15 protein-coding genes are annotated in these 18,557 nt (G+C 61.9%); 6 read left to right on the plus strand and 9 right to left on the minus strand.

Annotation, left to right across the window (positions count from 1 at the left end):
- The first annotated feature begins 156 nt into the window (after positions 1 to 156).
- The 3 genes from VNZ65_RS15915 to VNZ65_RS15925 all read left to right on the plus strand — a co-directional run bounded on the left by VNZ65_RS15915 (position 157) and on the right by VNZ65_RS15925 (position 6,009).
- The gene (locus tag VNZ65_RS15915; protein ID WP_325670669.1) at positions 157 to 1,503 is read left to right on the plus strand and encodes an ATP-binding protein; all 1,347 of its coding nucleotides are present in this window, start codon (positions 157 to 159) and stop codon (positions 1,501 to 1,503) included.
- A gap of 1 nt (position 1,504) precedes the next feature.
- Complete coding sequence (locus VNZ65_RS15920) at positions 1,505 to 4,390, plus strand: hypothetical protein (protein ID WP_325670671.1); 2,886 nt, start codon at positions 1,505 to 1,507, stop codon at positions 4,388 to 4,390.
- A gap of 164 nt (positions 4,391 to 4,554) precedes the next feature.
- Complete coding sequence (locus tag VNZ65_RS15925; RefSeq protein ID WP_325670672.1) at positions 4,555 to 6,009, plus strand: gamma-glutamyl-gamma-aminobutyrate hydrolase family protein; 1,455 nt, start codon at positions 4,555 to 4,557, stop codon at positions 6,007 to 6,009.
- A gap of 42 nt (positions 6,010 to 6,051) precedes the next feature.
- On the opposite strand, the gene VNZ65_RS15930 is transcribed toward VNZ65_RS15925, so the two are convergent.
- The 5 genes from VNZ65_RS15930 to VNZ65_RS15950 all read right to left on the minus strand — a co-directional run bounded on the left by VNZ65_RS15930 (position 6,052) and on the right by VNZ65_RS15950 (position 11,051).
- Positions 6,052 to 6,648, minus strand: a complete 597-nt coding sequence (locus tag VNZ65_RS15930) for a tyrosine-protein phosphatase (protein WP_325670674.1) — start codon at positions 6,646 to 6,648, stop codon at positions 6,052 to 6,054.
- Positions 6,645 to 7,187 carry a GDYXXLXY domain-containing protein gene (locus tag VNZ65_RS15935; protein ID WP_325670676.1) on the minus strand — a complete coding sequence of 181 codons (543 nt, stop codon included), beginning with the start codon at positions 7,185 to 7,187 and terminating at the stop codon, positions 6,645 to 6,647. The genes VNZ65_RS15930 and VNZ65_RS15935 overlap by 4 nt, the downstream gene beginning before the upstream one ends.
- Entirely contained in the window at positions 7,184 to 8,272 is a 1,089-nt protein-coding gene (locus tag VNZ65_RS15940) for a DUF4401 domain-containing protein (RefSeq protein WP_325670678.1), read from the minus strand. The genes VNZ65_RS15935 and VNZ65_RS15940 overlap by 4 nt, the downstream gene beginning before the upstream one ends.
- A complete protein-coding gene (locus VNZ65_RS15945) occupies positions 8,269 to 9,288 on the minus strand; it encodes a DUF2157 domain-containing protein (protein ID WP_325670680.1) in 1,020 nt (339 codons plus the stop codon). The genes VNZ65_RS15940 and VNZ65_RS15945 overlap by 4 nt, the downstream gene beginning before the upstream one ends.
- A gap of 212 nt (positions 9,289 to 9,500) precedes the next feature.
- Positions 9,501 to 11,051 (minus strand): FAD-dependent oxidoreductase, encoded by a 1,551-nt coding sequence (locus tag VNZ65_RS15950; protein WP_325670682.1) that lies wholly within the window; start codon positions 11,049 to 11,051, stop codon positions 9,501 to 9,503.
- A 99-nt stretch (positions 11,052 to 11,150) separates the two neighbouring features.
- Here VNZ65_RS15950 and VNZ65_RS15955 point away from each other — a divergent pair, with 99 nt between their 5' ends.
- Positions 11,151 to 11,591 (plus strand): MarR family winged helix-turn-helix transcriptional regulator, encoded by a 441-nt coding sequence (locus tag VNZ65_RS15955; RefSeq protein ID WP_325670684.1) that lies wholly within the window; start codon positions 11,151 to 11,153, stop codon positions 11,589 to 11,591.
- 15 nt (positions 11,592 to 11,606) lie between these two features.
- Here VNZ65_RS15955 and VNZ65_RS15960 read toward each other — a convergent pair whose 3' ends face one another.
- Positions 11,607 to 12,512, minus strand: coding sequence for an AraC family transcriptional regulator (locus VNZ65_RS15960; RefSeq protein ID WP_325670687.1), 906 nt, complete (start codon positions 12,510 to 12,512; stop codon positions 11,607 to 11,609).
- A gap of 235 nt (positions 12,513 to 12,747) precedes the next feature.
- On the opposite strand from VNZ65_RS15960, the gene VNZ65_RS15965 reads away from it, so the two are divergent.
- Together VNZ65_RS15965 and VNZ65_RS15970 are read left to right on the plus strand one after the other, a co-directional pair.
- Positions 12,748 to 13,050 (plus strand): hypothetical protein, encoded by a 303-nt coding sequence (locus tag VNZ65_RS15965; RefSeq protein ID WP_325670689.1) that lies wholly within the window; start codon positions 12,748 to 12,750, stop codon positions 13,048 to 13,050.
- Positions 13,051 to 13,207: 157 nt separating this feature from the next.
- Complete coding sequence (locus VNZ65_RS15970) at positions 13,208 to 14,242, plus strand: MBL fold metallo-hydrolase (protein ID WP_325670691.1); 1,035 nt, start codon at positions 13,208 to 13,210, stop codon at positions 14,240 to 14,242.
- Positions 14,243 to 14,448: 206 nt separating this feature from the next.
- Here VNZ65_RS15970 and VNZ65_RS15975 read toward each other — a convergent pair whose 3' ends face one another.
- The 3 genes from VNZ65_RS15975 to VNZ65_RS15985 form a co-directional block, all read right to left on the minus strand.
- Positions 14,449 to 14,943 (minus strand): GFA family protein, encoded by a 495-nt coding sequence (locus tag VNZ65_RS15975; RefSeq protein ID WP_325670693.1) that lies wholly within the window; start codon positions 14,941 to 14,943, stop codon positions 14,449 to 14,451.
- Between the two features lie 91 nt (positions 14,944 to 15,034).
- Positions 15,035 to 16,117, minus strand: a complete 1,083-nt coding sequence (locus VNZ65_RS15980) for a chitosanase (protein WP_325670695.1) — start codon at positions 16,115 to 16,117, stop codon at positions 15,035 to 15,037.
- A 111-nt stretch (positions 16,118 to 16,228) separates the two neighbouring features.
- Positions 16,229 to 18,505: a carbohydrate-binding protein gene (locus VNZ65_RS15985; protein ID WP_325670697.1), complete on the minus strand. Its 2,277-nt coding sequence runs from the start codon at positions 18,503 to 18,505 to the stop codon at positions 16,229 to 16,231.
- Positions 18,506 to 18,557 lie beyond the last annotated feature (52 nt).

Raw genomic sequence — 18,557 nt, forward strand, 5'->3', positions numbered from 1 at the left:
GCGCATGGCGGCGTTGCACATGCTCGCAATAGTCCTGCTATTGCTCCGCTGTGCGCCTTGCACTGCGCATCGGATACGCGTCCTTCACTCTCGATTCGGCTGTTACAGTCCACTAGTGAACCGATATGACGCTAACAACCTGGAGTCGATGCTGGCATGAATGACCTACAAGCGAATGCACGTAGCCTGGAGCGAGAAATCGCCTGGTTCAGCGCGGTGCTGACGACGCGTTTCAACGGCTATTTCCTGCAGCAGGACAGCCAGCACGATATCCATAGCCATGCGCCGCCGGATTTGCGCGACGATGCCTCGATATTTGCGCAAACGGTGCGCCAGCATGAAATGGGTTTCGATGAGCGCATTGTCCTGATTCTGGCTTTGCTGCCGCATGTCAGGCCGCAAGCGCTGGACATGTTCTACACCCAGAACAAGAATACCGAACGCAGCTATACCGAATTCGGCGGCTGGAAAGGCGGCAGCCATGGCGGCCTGCTGCCGACTTGCGAAACCGCGGCATTCATCCTGGCCGGCGACGACCTGCAGCGCCGCTTCGAGATCACCAGGCTGTTCGAGCCAGACCATTTCTTTGCGCGCCATGCGATTATCCGCTTTGAAAAAAAGAGCGGCGACGAACCGCTGCTGGGCGCGGCGCTGGTGATCGAAACCGATTACCTGAACCGTTGCACCACCGGCCAGCGGCACAAGCCGGATTACAGCGCCGGCTTTCCCGCCAAGCTGATCGTCTCGCCGCTGAGCTGGGACGACCTGGTGCTGGCGCCGGAAGTCATGGATGAAATCGAGAACATCAGGACCTGGCTGGCCGGCGGCAAGGCCGTCATGCAGCGCTGGGACCTGGAGAAGACGGTCAAGCCGGGCTACCGCAGCCTGTTCTACGGGCCGCCAGGGACCGGCAAGACGCTCACGGCGACGCTGCTGGGCGCGTCGGCCGGCGTCGACGTCTATCGCATCGACCTCTCCAAGATCGTTTCCAAGTATATCGGCGAGACTGAAAAGAACATGGCGAACGTGTTCGACCAGGCACAGAACAAGAACTGGATCCTGTTTTTCGATGAGGCAGATGCCTTGTTCGGCAAGCGCAGCGAGGGCAGCACCTCCAACGACCGCCATGCCAACCAGGAGATTTCCTACTTGTTGCAACGTATCGAAGATTTCCCCGGCGTCGTGATCCTGGCGACCAATTTCAAAAGCAATATCGATGAGGCATTTTCACGCCGCTTCCAGACCTCGATCTATTTCCCGATTCCGGACGCCCTGCAGCGCTTGCGCCTATGGCAGGGAATCTTTCCCGGACGCCGCAACCTCGCTGCCGATGTCGACCTGGTGGAACTGGCCGAAGACAATGTGCTGTCTGGCGGCGCGCTGACCAATGTGGTGCGCTATGCCGCCATCCGGGCGGAACGCTATGGGCGCAGCGCCATCGGCAAGGATGATCTGCTGAGAGGCATCAAGAAGGAATTCATCAAAGAAGGGCGTACGCTCTAACATGAAGAAACATTCAATCCATCCGTTCTTGCGCGTTGTCCTTGTGGCAGCCGCCGCCTGCCTGTTTTCTCCCATGGCGGCGCCAGCGGTCAAAGCGGCGCCGGCCAGCGCCACCGCCAGCGGTATTGCCCTGACGCCCGAAGCCGCACGCGTCATCGTCAGCGGCGTCAAGATCATGCCCGCCGGCGGCAGCGGACAATTGCTGTCGCAGGATGCGCTCAAGAAGTTCAATGCCGCGCTGCGTAAAAACATCCAGCAGGCGCTGCTCGAAATTTATGCCGGCGATCCTGCCTACATGCAGGCTTATCGGGAAATCGCGAAGCCGCTTTCCGATAATATCGTCGGTCCGATCACCTTGTCCTGGCTGAACCGTTTCTGGCTCGATTTCAAGCTGGAGCCGGTGGGTAACCTGACGGACGCCTCGGTGCACGCCTTGCTGGGTTTCGCGGCTATCGTGAAAGCCCATCCCGAATGGAAGACCGACCTGGTGAGCGCCGACCTGGGGCGCTGGATCGATCGCCAGGAGGCGGCAGACAAGGTCCGCTACTACCAAATCCGGCTGGCCGGCACGGATGAGCAGATCAGGGCCATGCTCAAGCTGTATCACTATGACACCGACAACAGCAGGAATAGCGTCAGCCCCGACCGCGACCAGGTGCTGCTGAAGATGTTCATGTACAGCCTGACGGCGGACGACCTGGCGCTGCTGCAGGCGAAATCGCAGATCGTCGAGAAGCTGTCGGCGCTGCAGGACACGACTTTTGCCAACAAGGTCATGTTTGATGCCGCCGTCAGCGTTGCCCTGAAAGACCTGGGCGGCCAGGTCAAGGGCTATTTGCCGATGATCGAGAAATATGCGCACGAAACCAGCTACAAGCTGAGTCCCCGCTCAGTGCAGGCGCTGCGCGCCGACAAGCAGGTGCCGGACGGCATCCTGGCTGCGATCGAGGATCTCAACGATGTCTATCCCGACAAGGATGCATTTGTCGAAGCCCTGACCACGGCGACCGCCGCCATTGCCGACAACCATATCGAAAGATATGTGCCGCTGATCATCGAGGTGTCGGAAGTCGACACCAGCTACACGCTGAGTGAAACCGCATTGGATGAAATGAAGGCCGATCCTGCCAATGCCGCGGTGCCTGCGGTCGTCATCGACATCCTCAAGGGCTTGCAGGGACTGGAGTATCCGCAGCAGTCGCTGTTCGACAGCGCCGTCGCCGCACGGCTGCGGATGGCGCTCGGCGCCTGTCCCAGCGGCTTGGTCAACAACGTCGTCGACCGCCGCAAGCTGGGTGCCGAGGCCATGCAGCAGCTGAAGGACAGCATCGGTACGCCGCTGTTCGAGCAGCTCAACAAATTCTGGCAAGGCGCAGCCTGCAGCTCGGACGACCTGATCGTCATGCATCAGCAGATCGATGCGCTATATCTGCTGTACCGCTCGTCGATCCGGGACAGCGCCCGAAAGCAGCCGCTGTACGATCCATCCATGCGCGTTCTGTGGGATGGCAATTCCTGCGGCTGCAGCGAGGACCAGTTTGTCGGCGAAGTGGTTGGCTTCTATCCATTCTGGCTGGCCGGCCAGCCGCAGCAGATCAATTTCAGTTCCCTGACGCGGGTTGGCTACTACGGCATCACTTTCGACGACAGCGGCAGCCTGCGCCAGGCCAATGACGGCCGCGACATCAACGCCGCCTTGCTGAACGGCGATCCGGCGCAGACCGCGTTTGTCGGCGTCGCCCACAAATATCGCGTCAAGATCGATTGGGTGATCCAGAGAAACGACTGGCGCAGCTGGAGCAAGCTGGGCAAGGACCGCAAAGAACAGATATTCGACCAGCTTGCGGCCAGCCTTGCGCGGATGCTGGCAACCCGCGTGAGCGACGGACTAGCGACGAAAGTATTGCCGTACCTGCCGCTCGGCGCGAACGCGATACCGACCAACGGCGATGGCGTTACCCTGTATTTCGACGATTATCCGGCGGATGAAACCTCGGTTGCGGTGTTTGCCGCGTTTCTGCAAAAACTGGAAAGCGGCTTGCGCAATGCCGGGGTCGGCCATGCGGTCAATATCCTGATGCGGCACTCCGCCATGGGCAAGGGCATCTACGATTACAAAAACCTGCTGGCCCTGATCAACGCCAGCGACAGCAATGCCGCCAAGGGCAGCCTGGCCAGCTTCGGCAGGGATCCCGACATCTGGCCGCGTTACCTGGTCTTCATCGAGGAAGAAACCACCGACTCCAAGAAGCAGTTGCGCTTGCAGGTGGAAGCGGCGCTGCACGGCGCAGATCGCGAGCGGGTGCTGCGGCAGATTATCCCGGTGCTGACCTTCGACCGGCAAAACTGGCAGCAGCTGGAAGACGATATCATCTATTCCAAGGACAATTTCGGCGGCATCGGCTTCTGGCCGCTGGCCTTCACCAGCGCAGCTGCAGCCGGCGCTGCGCCGCCAGCGCCGCCGGCCGCACCGGTGGCGACGGCGGGGGTGCAACGCTGCGAGGTCACCAAGGACATCAATCAGTGCCTGGTCGATCAGTACCAGGTAAATCCGGGCGCGGAGGCCAGCAGCGTATGCAAATTCGTTTGCGAAAACCGCTGGGCCTTCCGTCTCAGCTGGGACCTGTGCTTTTTGCTGCTGCTGGGATTCGGCGCCCTGTATTACTGGTCTTGCCGCTGGCGCGAACTGATGCACAAATATTATTACGCACCGCTGCTGGTCACCGGTGCGGCGGTATTTTTCATTGCCGTAGCGCTGCTGTTCTGCGATCCGTTCCTGCAACGGCTTACCAGCGGCTACCTGATTCCTCTGTTTCTGTTGCTGGTTATCGTGATTTTGATCGTGGTGTATCAGTATCGGCTCAAGGCGCGCGATGAGCAGCCTTGAATCTGGTCCGATCAAGCAGCCGGCCTTTTTGAAAGCGAGCTGACATGAAATTATCGGTAACGCGTCAAGCAGAACCTCAGCTGGCCGGGCGCAGAAGCGCCGTTGCGCGGCAAGCGCCTGCCTTTATCGATAATCGCCCGTCGGCGCACGACCAGAGCGAGCTGATGCAGCGGATGGCAAGCAGTCCGCGCAGCAATGCCAGCCTGGGCGCCGTGAACGGGGCTGCGCCTATCCAGCGCTACAGCATAACGGCTGCAAAAAAGCCAGGCGCTTATCTGGAACCTAAAGCGGCGGGCAGCGCGGAAGAACAGCTTGCCGCCAAGACCGCGTTCAGGCAGCGCATGCGCGACGAAATGGCAGCATTGCGGGCAGGCATGGAGGCAAAAGACAAGCTAGCGGTCGGCGCACGAGCCCCGAGCGACAATTACGGTCCGGCCTGGAAGCAGGAGTGGCCGGACTATGCGCCCAAGGCAGTTAACCCGGAAAAGCGGAAGCAGATTGACGCGGCCCTCGCCGCGCGCACCGAGCTGAAGCCAAAGGTGGCGATCAGTTATCGCGAAGGATTTGGCTATGATAAAAGAGCCTTTTCTGCCGGCGCCACACAAGCAGACGCCATTATGGCGCCATCAGGAAACAGAGAGGTCGGACGCGGCGAGGCCTCTCTGTCCAAAAAGGAACTGGAGGCGCTGCATCTCGCACGGGAACGCGTTGATGACAGTTCCGCAGACCCTGAAAAGGCTGCGGCGGCGCGTGCACAGCTGAGAGGCGATCTTGTCGGCGCCAATGGATTGTATATCCCGGGCGGTCAGGACGCCGTCGACGAAAGCACCGCGGGCGGCGCCAAGGAAAAGACGTCGCGCGAGACCTATGAACAGGCAATGATCAAGCACGCCCGCAACACCGGCTTGCCGCTGCTGGCGATATGCGGCGGATCGCGTTCGATGGCGCGCGGATTCGGCGCCAGCGAAGCGGAACTGGGCGGAGCCGACCTGGTAAAGCACAACCAGAAAGGAACTACCGTCATGTCGCATGCCTTGAGCTTTCCCGATCCCCACACGATTCTTGGCGGCGCGGCGCCGAAGACCGAATTGGCGACGCCGGGAGCGTGGCCGGAAGGATCGCGTTCGCCTGGCGTGGATGCTGTCAATTCCACCCATAAGAAAGTCATCGCGCTCGATCCCGGGACGCATGACATCACAGGGGGCAAGCGCCTGCCTGCCGATAACAAACCGGAGTTGATCGTGTCGGCCTTGAGTCCGGGCGACAATCACGCGGAAGGTTTCGAAACCCGGCATGGCGCGCCGATGGTCGGCGTCACTTCGCATCCGGAGGCGATCCACGGCGCCATCAAGGCCGCGTACGACAACGCTACGGATCAGGGTGGAGAATGGTCCGATAATGTCTTCGAGGCCTTCGAACAATCGATGCAAACCCACGGCAGACGGCAGGCGCTCAACAAGGAATTGTTGTCGAAAAAAGGGGACTTCGGGCTGGAGGGGCCGGCGGTGATACTGCCTCCCAGCATGTTGCGCGATCGGGATCCGGATTATTGGAAGCAGGCGCCGGCATTCTTTGGCTCTGCGCGGCCGGGAACGCGCCGCGGCGGGCATGATTTTTAAGTCGCCAGCCGGAGCTGTCGAGGGGACGGACCTGCTGTTCAGCTAGCCGTCATTCGCCACGGCTGTACGGATTTTTTCGATATCCACGGCAGCCATGTACTTGGGAATGTTTTTCCACAGCGAGTGATAGCCGTAGCCGCCCTCAGTCAGTTCTTCCAGCGCCTGCTGCTTGTTCCAGCCCTGGAATACGACGCGATACATGGCGCTGACCAAGCCGGTGCGGTCGGCGCCGTGCCAGCAATGCAGCAAGACCGGGCCTTGCCTGGCGCCGGCGCGTATCGCGCGCAAGGCATCGATGACATTCTTGTCGTTGATTTCCCAGGTGTTGATGCCGACATGCACGGTCTTGATGCCTGTATTTTTCAGCAAATCGTCATCTGCGTGAAATGCACGCAGATTGATCACCGTTTTGACACCGAGCGCATTGAGGGTCTTGATATCCTTGGGCTGCAGGGCGGCGCTGCGATAGAAATTCTTGTCGACCAGATAGAGATTGGCGGAACTGTCGACCGCCTGGGCCCATTCGGGTTTTCGTACGGCCGCCTGGATTGTTTCTGCCTGTGCATATGGCGTAAAGACCAGCGCCGACTGGATCAGCAGAGCGGATTGGAGCAGACGCTGCAAGAAAGGGTATTTCATTGATTGCCGTTCGCGGTTGCGGGAGTTTTGATGCGGTCGGGAATCGTAGCATGCCGTTCATCCGCCAGGCCGGCCAGCAGCGCCGTGCCATCGCTTGCCACGCGGAAGATCGCGTAGCGGGCCTGGGCGAAGCGGGCCGCTTCGCCCTCGGCAAAGAAATAGCTGTTGCTCGGCAGGTGTGCGCCATTGTCTTCCCATTTCAGGCGCACCAGGGTTTCGCTGGCTGGCAGCTGCTCGCCCGGCTTGGCCATCCGCAGAAACTGCGCGACGCCGTCACTGTCCGTGCCGAGCACGACCGCCAGCGCCTGCCCGGCGGCCGGCGGCGCGGCCATCAGGTCGTGCGTGAGCTGTTGCGTCAGCTGGTAGTCGAGCGCCATGTAATCGCCCTGCATCAGCGAGCGCGGGTCGACCGGGCGTAAAGGCAGCAGTACTGCGCGGCCCTGGGCCAGGGTCTGTTCGTGGCGCCAGACGATGCCGTTCAAGAAGAGTAGGGTGATCAGTGCGGCGATAATAAAAAGGGGCAGGCGCCAGCGCATCATGGGGTCCTCCTTGACATGAACAGCCAGACCGACAGCAGCACCGCGCCGCTTGCCATCAGCAGCAGGCCCTTGTGCAGCAAAGGCCAGCTCAAGTTGTAATAGAATGCGCTGAAACCGGCTAAGGCGGCGGCAATACCGAGCGCGGTCAGGTAGCTGCGGCCTTCAGCCAAGCCTATCCACAGCACCAGCGCCGCTGTCGCCAGAATCGGCGACAGGGCGCAGAGCGGCAACAGCACCGCCAGCGGCCAGACCCTGGCGGCCAAGCCAGTGTTACGGCGCAGTGTGATGAATACAGCCAGCAGCAAGGGCAGCAGGTCCAGCAGCCGGTAGGCCAGCCAGAGCGCAGTTGGCGCCAGCCATTGATCGGCGTCGGGCCGTAGCGAGAACAAGGCGTTCAAGTCGACCGCCTGCCATGTTTGCACCCCAAGCCAGAACCACAGCAGGGCATGGCGTACTGGCTGCCAGACTGCCGGGCCAAGGCCGAACAGCTTCAGGGGATGAGTCCACAGCCACCACAGCGCCAGCGAAAACAGCAGATTGCGCAGCGGCGCCAGCTGCCACAGCCATGTGACCTGCTCGCGCAGGCCGTAGTGGTAACGTCCCAGCCATGGCGTCATCCAGTACCACAGCACCGCCAGCATGGTGCCGGCCGCGATGAAGCGCAGCAAACGATGTCCGGACAGTGCGAACAGGATCAATGCCAGCACGAAGGCCGTCAGTTCCCACGAATCCGGCTTGAGACCTGCGCCGATCAGGATGGCGCCGGCAATCGCTACCGGCACCGCCATCTGCGGCAAAAAAAACGATTGCCGATTGAGACGCATCACGGCTGTCGCGGCGGCGATCAGCAGTACGCCGCACACGATCCAGGCGCTTTCGTTGCGAGCGAGGAAGGCCGGCACGATCACCGCCGCCACCAGCAGGGCGGCGGCAATCCAGGCGGCGATGGTTTGCAGGATCATGACCGACCAGGGCAGGGCGTTGTCGAGCTCAGGCAGCACGGCCTCGTGGCGCAGGGAGCCGCTCTCGCGCAAGCCGGCGATCACGTCGTCCCAGCCGGCAATCTGATTCGCTGTCTGGCTCATTGTGCGGCCTCCGTTAACCCTGGCAGCGGCGCCGCTTGCCATTCAAGATGGCGAGCGTGCAGCCACCAGCCGATCAGGCCGAGGCCGGCAATCGCCAGCAGGGCAACCGAATACAGCTGGCTGTCGCCGCCGGTGAAACCGACTATCCAGGCCAGCACGGCGACCCAGACAGAAAACAAAGGCAGCGCCAGCAGCAACAGATCGCGCCGCTGCAGATAAAAATAAAGCGCGGCAAGCACGCAAGCCAGCCACAAGCTCACGATCACAGCACCGCTGGCGGACGAAGACAGGTTGAAAACATGCTGATGCGCGCCGGCCAGCACCAGGCTGGCCTGGACGGTCAGCAGCAGCGCCAGTCCCAGTCCCAGCAGGCGCGGCAGGATGCGCGCGGTCCATGGCGCTGCCGCGCTTTGCAGCCGTTCGGCCAGCGCCAGCGCTGTCAGCCAGAAGCCGATCAAGGGCAGGTTGATTTCATCGAACAGGCTCCAGGCCGACAGCGCCGGACGCCACGGCGCATGCGGCAGCCACAGCTGCAGCGCCAGCGATACGACGACGATCCACAAGCCCCACAGCGGTGCGAAGTTGGCCAGCAGCGCCCATGGCAAGGCCAATGCGGCCCATAGTGCAAACAGCTGCCAGGTATCGGCGCCGGTCTGGTAGGTTTGTCCGATCACCGCCAGCCAGATGCCAGACATGGCAGCCACCGCAAATAAGGCCCAGCGCCGGCCCTCGCTGCCGGGCTTGGCCAGGAAAGCCCAGGCCAGCAGCGCCAGCCAGCCGGCTTCGGCGATGCCGACCCGCATCAGGCGCGGCCAGGTCAGCCAGTTGGAGGCGAATGCCATCAAGACGCCGGCCAGCAGGCACAGCGCGCCGCCGACCAGCAGCAGGCGGGCGGCCAGCTGGCGCCAGCGTTCCGTATCCGGCGCCAAATGCAGCGCCAGCAGCGCGCGCCGGTAGCCTGCCTGGTCGAGTTCGCCGCTGTCCTGCCAGTGATCAAGAATGCTGCGTGCATTCATCGTCAGTCTCCATTCTGGAATGGTGGGTGGCGTTGGCGCCAGAGGCGGCGGATTCCCTGAACCGGCCGCGATTGGGATTATATTAAGCTATTTGTTTTTGCTTGTTGTGCTTTATATGCGAGCGCTTCATCAAATCTTCATGTTGATGAAGCGCGGTCGCAAGATGCTTTTGACCTCAGTCCGACAGCAAGGGAATCCGGCCGGCGCTGCGGTTAATTTCCCTGCGTTTCGAGCCAGCGCGTGAGATACCGTGTCACCGCCTCGCCGTCTCCTGCATCGGCAATCAGCGCCACGTAAGCGTCCGGGCGCACCAGCACCAGTTGCCCGGCGCGCAATCCGTAGGCGTCGCGCAATCCGTAGGCGTCGCGCAAATGATTGTCCGCATCGACCAGATCGGCAACGCGCTCCGCATCGGCTGCCCGGACAGTTTTGACGGCGATGGCGGCGCCCTTGAGGTGGCCGGGAATGGCCGGCGCTTCCGACTGGTATGCCAGCAGCGTAAAATGCGGGCCCTTCAATATGTCGAACAGGCGCACCACGCCGTCCTGCGGATCACGCAAGCGGGCATCCGGCGCGCGGTCGCCGGCGTGCAAATCGCCAGGCGCGGCGCGCAATTCCTGCGTCAGCACAGAATCCCGGTAGGCCAGGTCCAGCTGCTGGGTATCGCGGCCGCGCTGCATCGGACGGTTTTCCTGCATGGCTTTCAGATAGCCCATGCTCAAGCGCAGCATGCCTGCGGCGATCGGACGGCGCTCCGCTTCGTAGGTGTCGAGCAAGACATCTGGCGCGCCATGCACCACCGCCGCCAGTTTCCAGCCAAGGTTGTAAGCATCCTGGATGCTGGTGTTCAAGCCTTGTCCGCCGGTAGGCGGATGGATATGCGCGGCGTCGCCGGCGATGAAGACGCGGCCGACGCGGTAGCGCTCCGCCAGCCTGGCGCTGACGCCGAACACCGAGCGCCAGAGCGGCGGGTGCAGGACAAGATTGGCCAGGCCGCTGCGTTGCCGGATCAGGGCGTGGATATTCTCATCCGACAGGTCCGCTTCTTCTCCCTCCGCCAGCTGTGCGGTCATCTGGAAGGTGTCGCCGCCCGGCAGCGGGCATAGCGCCAGGTGGCCGCCTTCCGCTTTCGGCCATTGATGCCATGCATCGCGGGCCAGCTTGTCTACGCGCAGATCGGCGACGATGGCGCGCTGGGTTGTGCTTTCGCCGGGAAAGTCGATATCCAGCGCACGCCTGACAAAGCTGCGGCCGCCATCGCAGCCGATCAGGAAGCGGGCGCGCACTTGTTGCACACCGTTTCGCGTGTTCAGGCTGGCTGTCACGCCATCCGTATCCTGCTCGAACCCGGTCAGCTCAACGCCGAATTCAGGGGCGTGGCCAGCGGCTTGCAAATGTGCGCGCAAGACTTCCTCGGTGCGCCATTGCGGCAGCATCAAAGGGATGACGTAGGGCTCGGCAGGCGTTGGCGAGCGCTGCGGGCTGATGGCGCTGGCGCTTACCTGAGCGCCATCGTAGGTGTGAATCGGTGGGTAGGGATTGCCACTGGCGAGCAGATCAGCGAGCACGCCCAGGTCTTCGAAGATTTCCATGGAGCGCGGCTGCAGGCCCTTGCCGCGCGAACCGGCAAACGGCGCCTCCAGCTTTTCCACCAGGCGGAATTGCACGCCGCGCCGCGCCAGGTCTAGCGCCAGCACCAGGCCTGCTGCGCCTGCGCCAACGATCAGTACCTCAGTTGTTTCGGGATTGTGACGATTGCTCATTGCATTCTCCAGTGGTATTACGTGCAAAATGCACGGATATATATGTGTATAATACACGGATATGGCGCATGCGCAAAAAAAGAGTGCATAATCCACGGAATGGAAAATCCTCTACACGAAGCGTTGCTCGACCTGGTCGGCGTATTCAACCGTCCGCAACCCGATCACATGCTGCTGCAGCGCGCCAATGTCACGCTTGACCGGGCCTTGTTTCCCTTGCTGGTCAGGATTGGCATGCGTGGCCCTATCGGCGTGGTCGAACTGGCCGAACTGGCGGGGCGCGACCATTCCACAGTCAGCCGCCAGGTCGCCAAGCTGGAAGAACTGGATCTGGTGGTGCGCAGTCCGAGCAAGCTCGATCAGCGGGTCAAGGAAGCGGTGGTGACCAAGGCTGGCGGCCGCATGGTGGAGCAGATCGGCGCGGCGCGTAACAAGATATTCGAAGAGGCGCTGGCAGACTGGAGCGTCAAGGACCGGGCCGATCTGACGCGGCTGGTGCGCAAGCTGGCGGATGCGGCAATCGGCTTCACCAGCAGATAGGCTGCATCCAAAGCCTCACGCCGTCGCTGTTTTCCTGAGACGCTCTACATCCCGTTGCGGCGGCATGCCGTACAGCCGGCCGTATTCGCGGCTGAACTGGGATGGGCTCTGATACCCCACGCGGTAACCCGCAGTTCCTACATCCAGCTGCTCGACCAGCATCAGCCGCCTGGCTTCATGCAAGCGCAGCTGTTTCTGGTATTGCACAGGCGTCATGGCGGTGACCGCCTTGAAGTGATGGTGCAGCGACGAGACGCTCATGCCCACGCGCTCCGCCAGTTCAGCCATGCGCAGCTGCTCGCTGTAGTTGGATTTGAGCCAGCCGATGGAGCGGGCAATCTTGTTGCCGGGACTGTCGGCCGTGGCGATCTGGAGCAGTTGCGCGCCGCAGGGGCCGGTCAGCAGGTGATACAGGATTTCCTGCTCGATCAGCGGCGCCAGGGCCGGGATATCGGCCGGCCGGTCCAGCAATCTGAGCAGCCTGAGGGTCGCCTCCAGCAAATCTGCCGATGCCGTGTTGACGGCCACGCCTAACCTTCCGCCGGCGGCGACGGCGCTTGCCGGGAGTGCAATCCGGCTCATCAGGTCGGCCAGCCGGGCGCCGTCGATCGCCAGACCCAGGCCCAGGTGCGGCAGCTGCGGACTGGCCTGGGTGACGCGCGACACCACTGGCAGCTCGAGCGACACCAGCAGGAACTGGCCGACGCCATAGTCGAAAGTGTCGGCCCCCAGCATGATGCTTTTGGCGCCTTGGGCAACCATGGCGAAGCAAGGCCATTGGCTGACGTGCAAGGGCTGGGTGGGCGACGAACGGCGGTTGAAGAACAGGTTGCCGACCGCGGTCGCGTATTCGCTGTCGGCCGGTGCGTGGCGGCCGATGATCTCTGCGATCTCCCGGAAACATTCAGATGGCGGATTCATTGAAGGCTGTCTTTCTCTTTGCGTGGTGGCTGACACGATCCTACCCGAGTCTTGCGGTTGCCGCCTGCGGATGTATCGGTGCTTGCAGGATCGTGCATGAGATGCACAGGATCGGGATAACCACGGACCGGCTCTTCGCCATAGGATTGAGCATATGCCGGGAAGAAGACAATGTGCACTATCGCTTTGTCATCGCTATCGCCGGCGACAACACTGATACAGCAAGGAGCATGACATGAAAGAAGCCATAGAAATCACCACCTTCAAGCTGGCAGGCCATTCCTGCGCAGACTTCATCGCCGCCAACGCCGATGTCGATGCCTGGCTCAAGCGCCAGCCGGGATTTCGCTCGCGTCACCTGGCTGAGCGGGGGGACGGCACCATCGTCGACATGCTGCTCTGGGACACGGTTGCTCACGGCACGGACGCCATGCAGCGGCTGATGGACGAGTTGGCAGACTCACCGGTGCACGCGATGATCGACCAGGATACGGTTTCCTGGAGCATGACGCCGGTGCGGCACCGGATGACACGCTAGTTGACCCGGCGCTTGCCATTGTTGTTATTCCCCGACTGAGAATTATTTGCACTGCCAAGTTTACTTTTTTATGTTATAAACTACACTGTGTAGTGTAATATATTCCAGTTTTCAGCAGAAATCGTCAAATAACCGGCATCCGGACAGGACAACCAGCATGGCAAGCGAAACTCTCAAGGCCTTCGATACGGCCCTCCCGATTCAATATTCAATGCAGCACGACGGCAAGTTCAGGAACCGCCAGCCTATGCGCAAGAACGATTTGCGCAAGACTTTGCGGCTACTGTGGCGCGTGATTTTCGAAAAACCGGCCGGCACCGTGCCGGCGCGGCCGATCCCGGTGCAGGCGATCAGCAGCGCGCAGCTGCTGGCGGCGCCGGACCGTTCGCTGTTCCGCATCGGACACTCGACCATGCTGCTCAAGCTGCGCGGCGCCTTCTGGCTGACCGACCCGGTATTTTCCGAGCGTGCCTCGCCGCTGCAGTGGATCGGCCCCAAGCGTTTCCACCAGCCGCCGATCAGCATCGCCGAGCTGCCGCCTATTGAAGGTGTGATCCTGTCGCACGACCATTACGATCATCTGGACCATGCCGCCATCCTCCAGCTGGCCGGCAAGACCAAGCATTTCCTGACGCCGCTGGGCGTGGGCGATACGCTGATCAAATGGGGCATCCCGGCCGAAAAAGTACAGCAGCTGGACTGGTGGCAAAGCACCCGGGTCGGCGGCTTGCAGCTGGCGGCGACGCCGGCGCGCCATTTCTCGGGACGCAGCCTGAGCGACGGCAACCGTACGCTGTGGGCCTCCTGGGTGATCCTGGATGACGACCTGCGGCTGTTCTTCAGCGGCGACAGCGGCTATTTCGACGGCTTCAAGGAAATCGGCCGGCGCTATGGCCCGTTCGACCTGACCATGATAGAAACCGGCGCCTACGACCATGACTGGCCGGATGTCCACATGCAGCCGGAACAGACCCTGCAAGCGCATCTGGACCTGGGCGGCAAGCATTTGCTGCCGGTGCATAACGGCACTTTCGACCTGGCCCTGCATCTGTGGCAAGACCCGTTCGAGCGCATCGTTGCGCTCGCTGAGGAGCAGGGTGTGCCGGTCAGCACGCCGCAGATGGGCGAAATGCTGAGCGTTGCCGCGCCACAGGCCGGGCGGCGCTGGTGGCGCGAACAGGGCGCCAGTTAACAAGCACAGACATCGACGCTTAACTTTGCTGGGGGAAGATATGGATAAAGCGATTATTTGCGAACAGGACTACCTGCTGATCGTGGCGGAATTCGATCGTCTGTGGGGACGTAAAACCACCACACAGGAACAGGCCAGCATGGATTACATGATCGGCCTGATCAATGCGTTTGACGCGGCCCACGCCGAGTCAAGCGCAAGCATGCTTAATCAGCGTCGAGCAAGCCCAGCCGTTCATGCCATTCAGCCAATGATTCGCGCGGAAATTCAGCGAACTGCTTGTCTTTGCGGCCGGCTTTGACTTCCACCCAGGGCGCCTTGTAGGCCAGCAGCAGGTGAGTGTGTTCGGGAGGAACCGGCAGCGGCGTGTCGATGGCGGAAGCGAACGGATGCACCAGCTCCGGCCATTCCGGACTGAACAGCCATAAGGCGCTGCCGCAGCGCCGGCAAAAATGCCGTTGCGCGGTGCTGGTATGGACCCGGCGCTCGCCCTTGCGCTTGAGCTTGGCGTGGTAGACGCTGACGTCGTCGCCGCCGCTCACTTTCAAGGTCCTGGCGTCGCCGCCGATATTGATGGTGTAGCCGCCGCCGCCCTGGGTCTTGCGGCAGATCGAGCAGTAGCAGCGCTGGTAAGGGTAGGGCGTGGCGCTGTCCAGGCTGAAGCGGACGGCGCCGCAGTGGCAGGATCCCTTGAGTTTCATCGCTATCTCCTGGCGTTGATGGTCATCGGTGTCATGCAGCAGGATCAGCGCGCCGCGCCCGGGCCTGCCAGCACCCGGGCGCTGGCCGGGTTTACTTCATGGTCCAGCTGGTCACTTTGACGACATCCGCGTCAGCATTCTTGAGGTCGGTTTCTCCCAGGCCCAGCAGGGTGCTCCATTCTTTCACGCGGTTTTTGCCGTTAGGCGGCTGGTTGTACTGATTGGTGTCGACGATCTTGCTGCGCTGCGCGTAGAAGCTGGTCATGAAGGTCTTTTCATCGGTGCTCTTGCCTGAGCGCGACAGCACGCCTTCCAGTGAACCCGAATCGCCGCTGGCGCCCTGGTTCAAGGCGGTGTCGACAAACGAGCCTATCGTCAGCGCCGACGTGAAGCCGCGCTGGCGCGCCTGCTGCAAGCTGTACTTGATGTAGACATTGTAAAAAGTATGCCACATGGCTTCGCGCCATGCAGGGTTGTTTTGCAGCGCCTCGATCTTCTTGTAGAAATCGGCCTTGCTGTCGGTGATTTTCAAGATGGCGCCTTGCATGTTGCCATGCGCGCCGGCGCGCGCCAGGCCGCCCGCGATCGAAGGATTGGCGGCGCCGCTGGCGGCGTCGAATTCCTTGAATAGCGCCGGGCCATCCGGGCCTTCGTCGTTGGGGCCGCCGGTGGTGGCGCCGAAAATGCCGATGGTATAGCCGCGGTCGTCATTGATGTTTTCGCAGTAGCCGTAGTATTTGGTCCAGTTGAGGGAATCCTGTTCCGGCTTGTTGATCAGCTTCATGATGTTGTCCCACTGCTCGCCGTCGAGGCCGGTATTGGTCTTCAGGAATTGCAGCGTGGCCGGCGAGAAGTTGGCATCGTGGTCGTTGGCAGCCGCTTTCCCCTGCTGGCAGCTGGCGCCGCTCACCCACGGCTGCGCCGCCGTGCTGGCGCCGCTGCTGCCGGCCGGGTTGTTACCTTGGGTCCAATAGGCGGCGCTGTAGTTGACGCCGCCGTAGCTGACCTTGTTGCCTGCGGTGTAGACGGCGCCCGCCACCCAGGCGGCATCGCAGGGAGCGATCCTGGCGTCCAGCCTGGCTTGGCTGCCGGCCGCCAGGCCGTGCGCTCCGGCGTTGAGGGATAAGGCCAGCAGGCCACAGGAAAGCAGCAGCGCTTTCGATAATTTTTTCATGGGTAAATTCTGCAAGTTATTCTCCAAAGTGAATGATGTCGTGGTTGATCAATTTTCAATTCAACTATCTGTCGACTAAAACAATCCCCGAGCAGGTAAACCCGCGTATTTTTATTGCGCCAGCCGGACCACGCTGGATGCCGCGTTGGCGCTGTTGCCATACTGGTTGATGACGTGCGTGATCTCGCCGACGCCGCCCCCCAGCGAAACTGTGGTCATGTTGTGGAACATGGCGCCGTTCAGGCCGGCGGCGGGCGCTTCGATGGCGCTCGAGACCTTGACGCTGCTGTTGCTGCTGAAGTAGCAGTAGATGCCCAGACCCCATGCCTGATGGCTGGTGACTGTGTCGGCCACTTTGTAGGAGGTGTAGCCGTTCTTGCTGCCATTCATCCAGCTGCTCTGGTTCGGCACATCGTAGGGCAGTTCGCTCTGGTAGAAATAGACGCGGCCGCCGTTGCCGTTCCAGAGCGTCTGGTATTGCTGGAAGTGCTCGACAAACAGGCCGTAGATAGTGACGTTGGCGCCGTTCACGATGAGGCCGTTGGCGGCGGTGTTGCTGGTCCAGCCGACGCCGTAGGTATGATCGGCGCGCCAGATCCAGAAATCGTCGCCGATGACGTCGCTGCTGTTGATCTTGAGGGCCACCGCGGCCTTGCCCACGGCTGCGCCGCCGACCCGGAAGAACAGGTCGTGCAGGGAAGTCGGATTGGCGGCATGGCTGGCGCTGCTGCCGCTGGGTCCGACTTCGAGCAAGATCGGCGAACTGACCGGACCGGCGTCGAACAGGATGCCGGCGATCTTGACGCCGTCGACGTCGGCTACCGACATCGCAGTCACGCCATTATCCGGCAGCAGCGTCGCCAGGCCGAGGCCCAGCACCACGGTGTTGGCGCGCGTGATGCGCAGGGTATCGTTGAGGTGATACACGCCCGGCGTCAGGATCAGGTTCTTGCCCTGGTTCAAGGCAGCGTTGATGCTGGCCGCCGTATCGCTGCCTTCCTTGGCGATATAGAAATTGCTGATGGCGAGCGATTGTCCAGGGGCGGCGCCATTGGTCCAACTAGCACCGTGATTGTTGCTGGCTAGCGTAGGTATGAAGACGCTATAGTTGCCGCTGGCGTCGATGGTGAGGAAAGGTTTTTCCCGCACCACGGGCGTGGCGGCCAGCACGGTATCGGGCGGATTCGGCCAGACTACGCCGCCGGGTGCGCCGTCAACCCCTGCGAACACCATGTTCCAGTTGGCGCCGCTCCAGCTGCCGATCTGTGAATTGCGGGTAAACCATTGCTGCTGGCCGCCGGACTGGACCTGGCCGTCGATCCTGGAATCGGCCAGGAAGCCGCCGCTGGACCAGCCGCCGTCATCCAGCGCCAGGTTGCCCTTGATGTGCATGCGGCGCAACGGCGAGCCTTGCGATACGGCCCAGCGGTCCAGGCCGCCGCTCGGGCTGACTGCGAGGTTCTCGGCGCCGCGCCAGAAATTCTGGGTGGCGTTGCCATTGTCCCAGTCGGCTTCGGCGTGCACGGCGCCGGTGATATTGACGTCGTCCGGCGAATTGCCCAGGCCCAGCACCTGGGTGTAGAAGCCGACATTGACGTCAACGTTATAAGCGCCGGGTTTGAACAGCAAGGCATAGCGGGCATTGCCGAACTGATTGCTTTGCTGCTGGCTGAAGACCGTGTCGAGCCGGCCCTGGATGGTGGCGGCCGGCATGCCAGGATCGAAGATCAGCACATTGGGGCCGAAGTCAGGCGCGCCGCTGCCGACCGCAAGCCAGTTGAAATTGCCGACCGCGCCGCTGCTGCCGGCGCTATCCATGTAGAGCTGGATCACGTGCTGGCCTGCTGTCAGGCTGATGCTGGAGGAAAGCGTCTGCCAATTCTGCCAGCCCTGGGTATCCGGGATCGTCAGCTGCGCTGTCGCCGCCACGCCATCCACGTTGACATGGAATTGCCCGCCCTGGCCCAGGCTGGCGACGCGCACCTGCAGCGCATAGCTGCCGGCTGCTGCGACGTTGACGCTGTAGTTGAGCCATTCGCCAGCCGTAGTCCAGCCGACGTCGTAGCCGGCGCCGCTGTCGCTGGAGGCTTCGATGCCGACGCCTTCGGCGCTGCGGTACTGGCCGCCCTGGTTGGTGTTGGCGGCGTTGTAGTAGCCGACATTTTGTCCGCCGTTATCGAAGTTCTCGGCCTCGATGGTTCCCGGCAGCGCCCATGGCGTGCCGCCGTAAGGAGCGCCCGTGGTGGCGGCTGCGGCGCTTTTTGCGCTGCTGCCGGCTGTATCTGAAGCGGCGCTGCCGCCATCGCCGCAGGCGACCAGGATGCAGGCGCTGGCAAGGACCAGCGTGAAGTTTTTGAATAAATATCCGAGGGTGTCAATGTTCAACATATTCTCCAGTCGGTTGGATCGCACACGGCAGCGGGTTGCAGAACGCAATTCC

It is taken from the genome of Collimonas sp., from assembly GCF_035566555.1.
Classification (GTDB): Bacteria; Pseudomonadota; Gammaproteobacteria; order Burkholderiales; family Burkholderiaceae_D; genus Collimonas.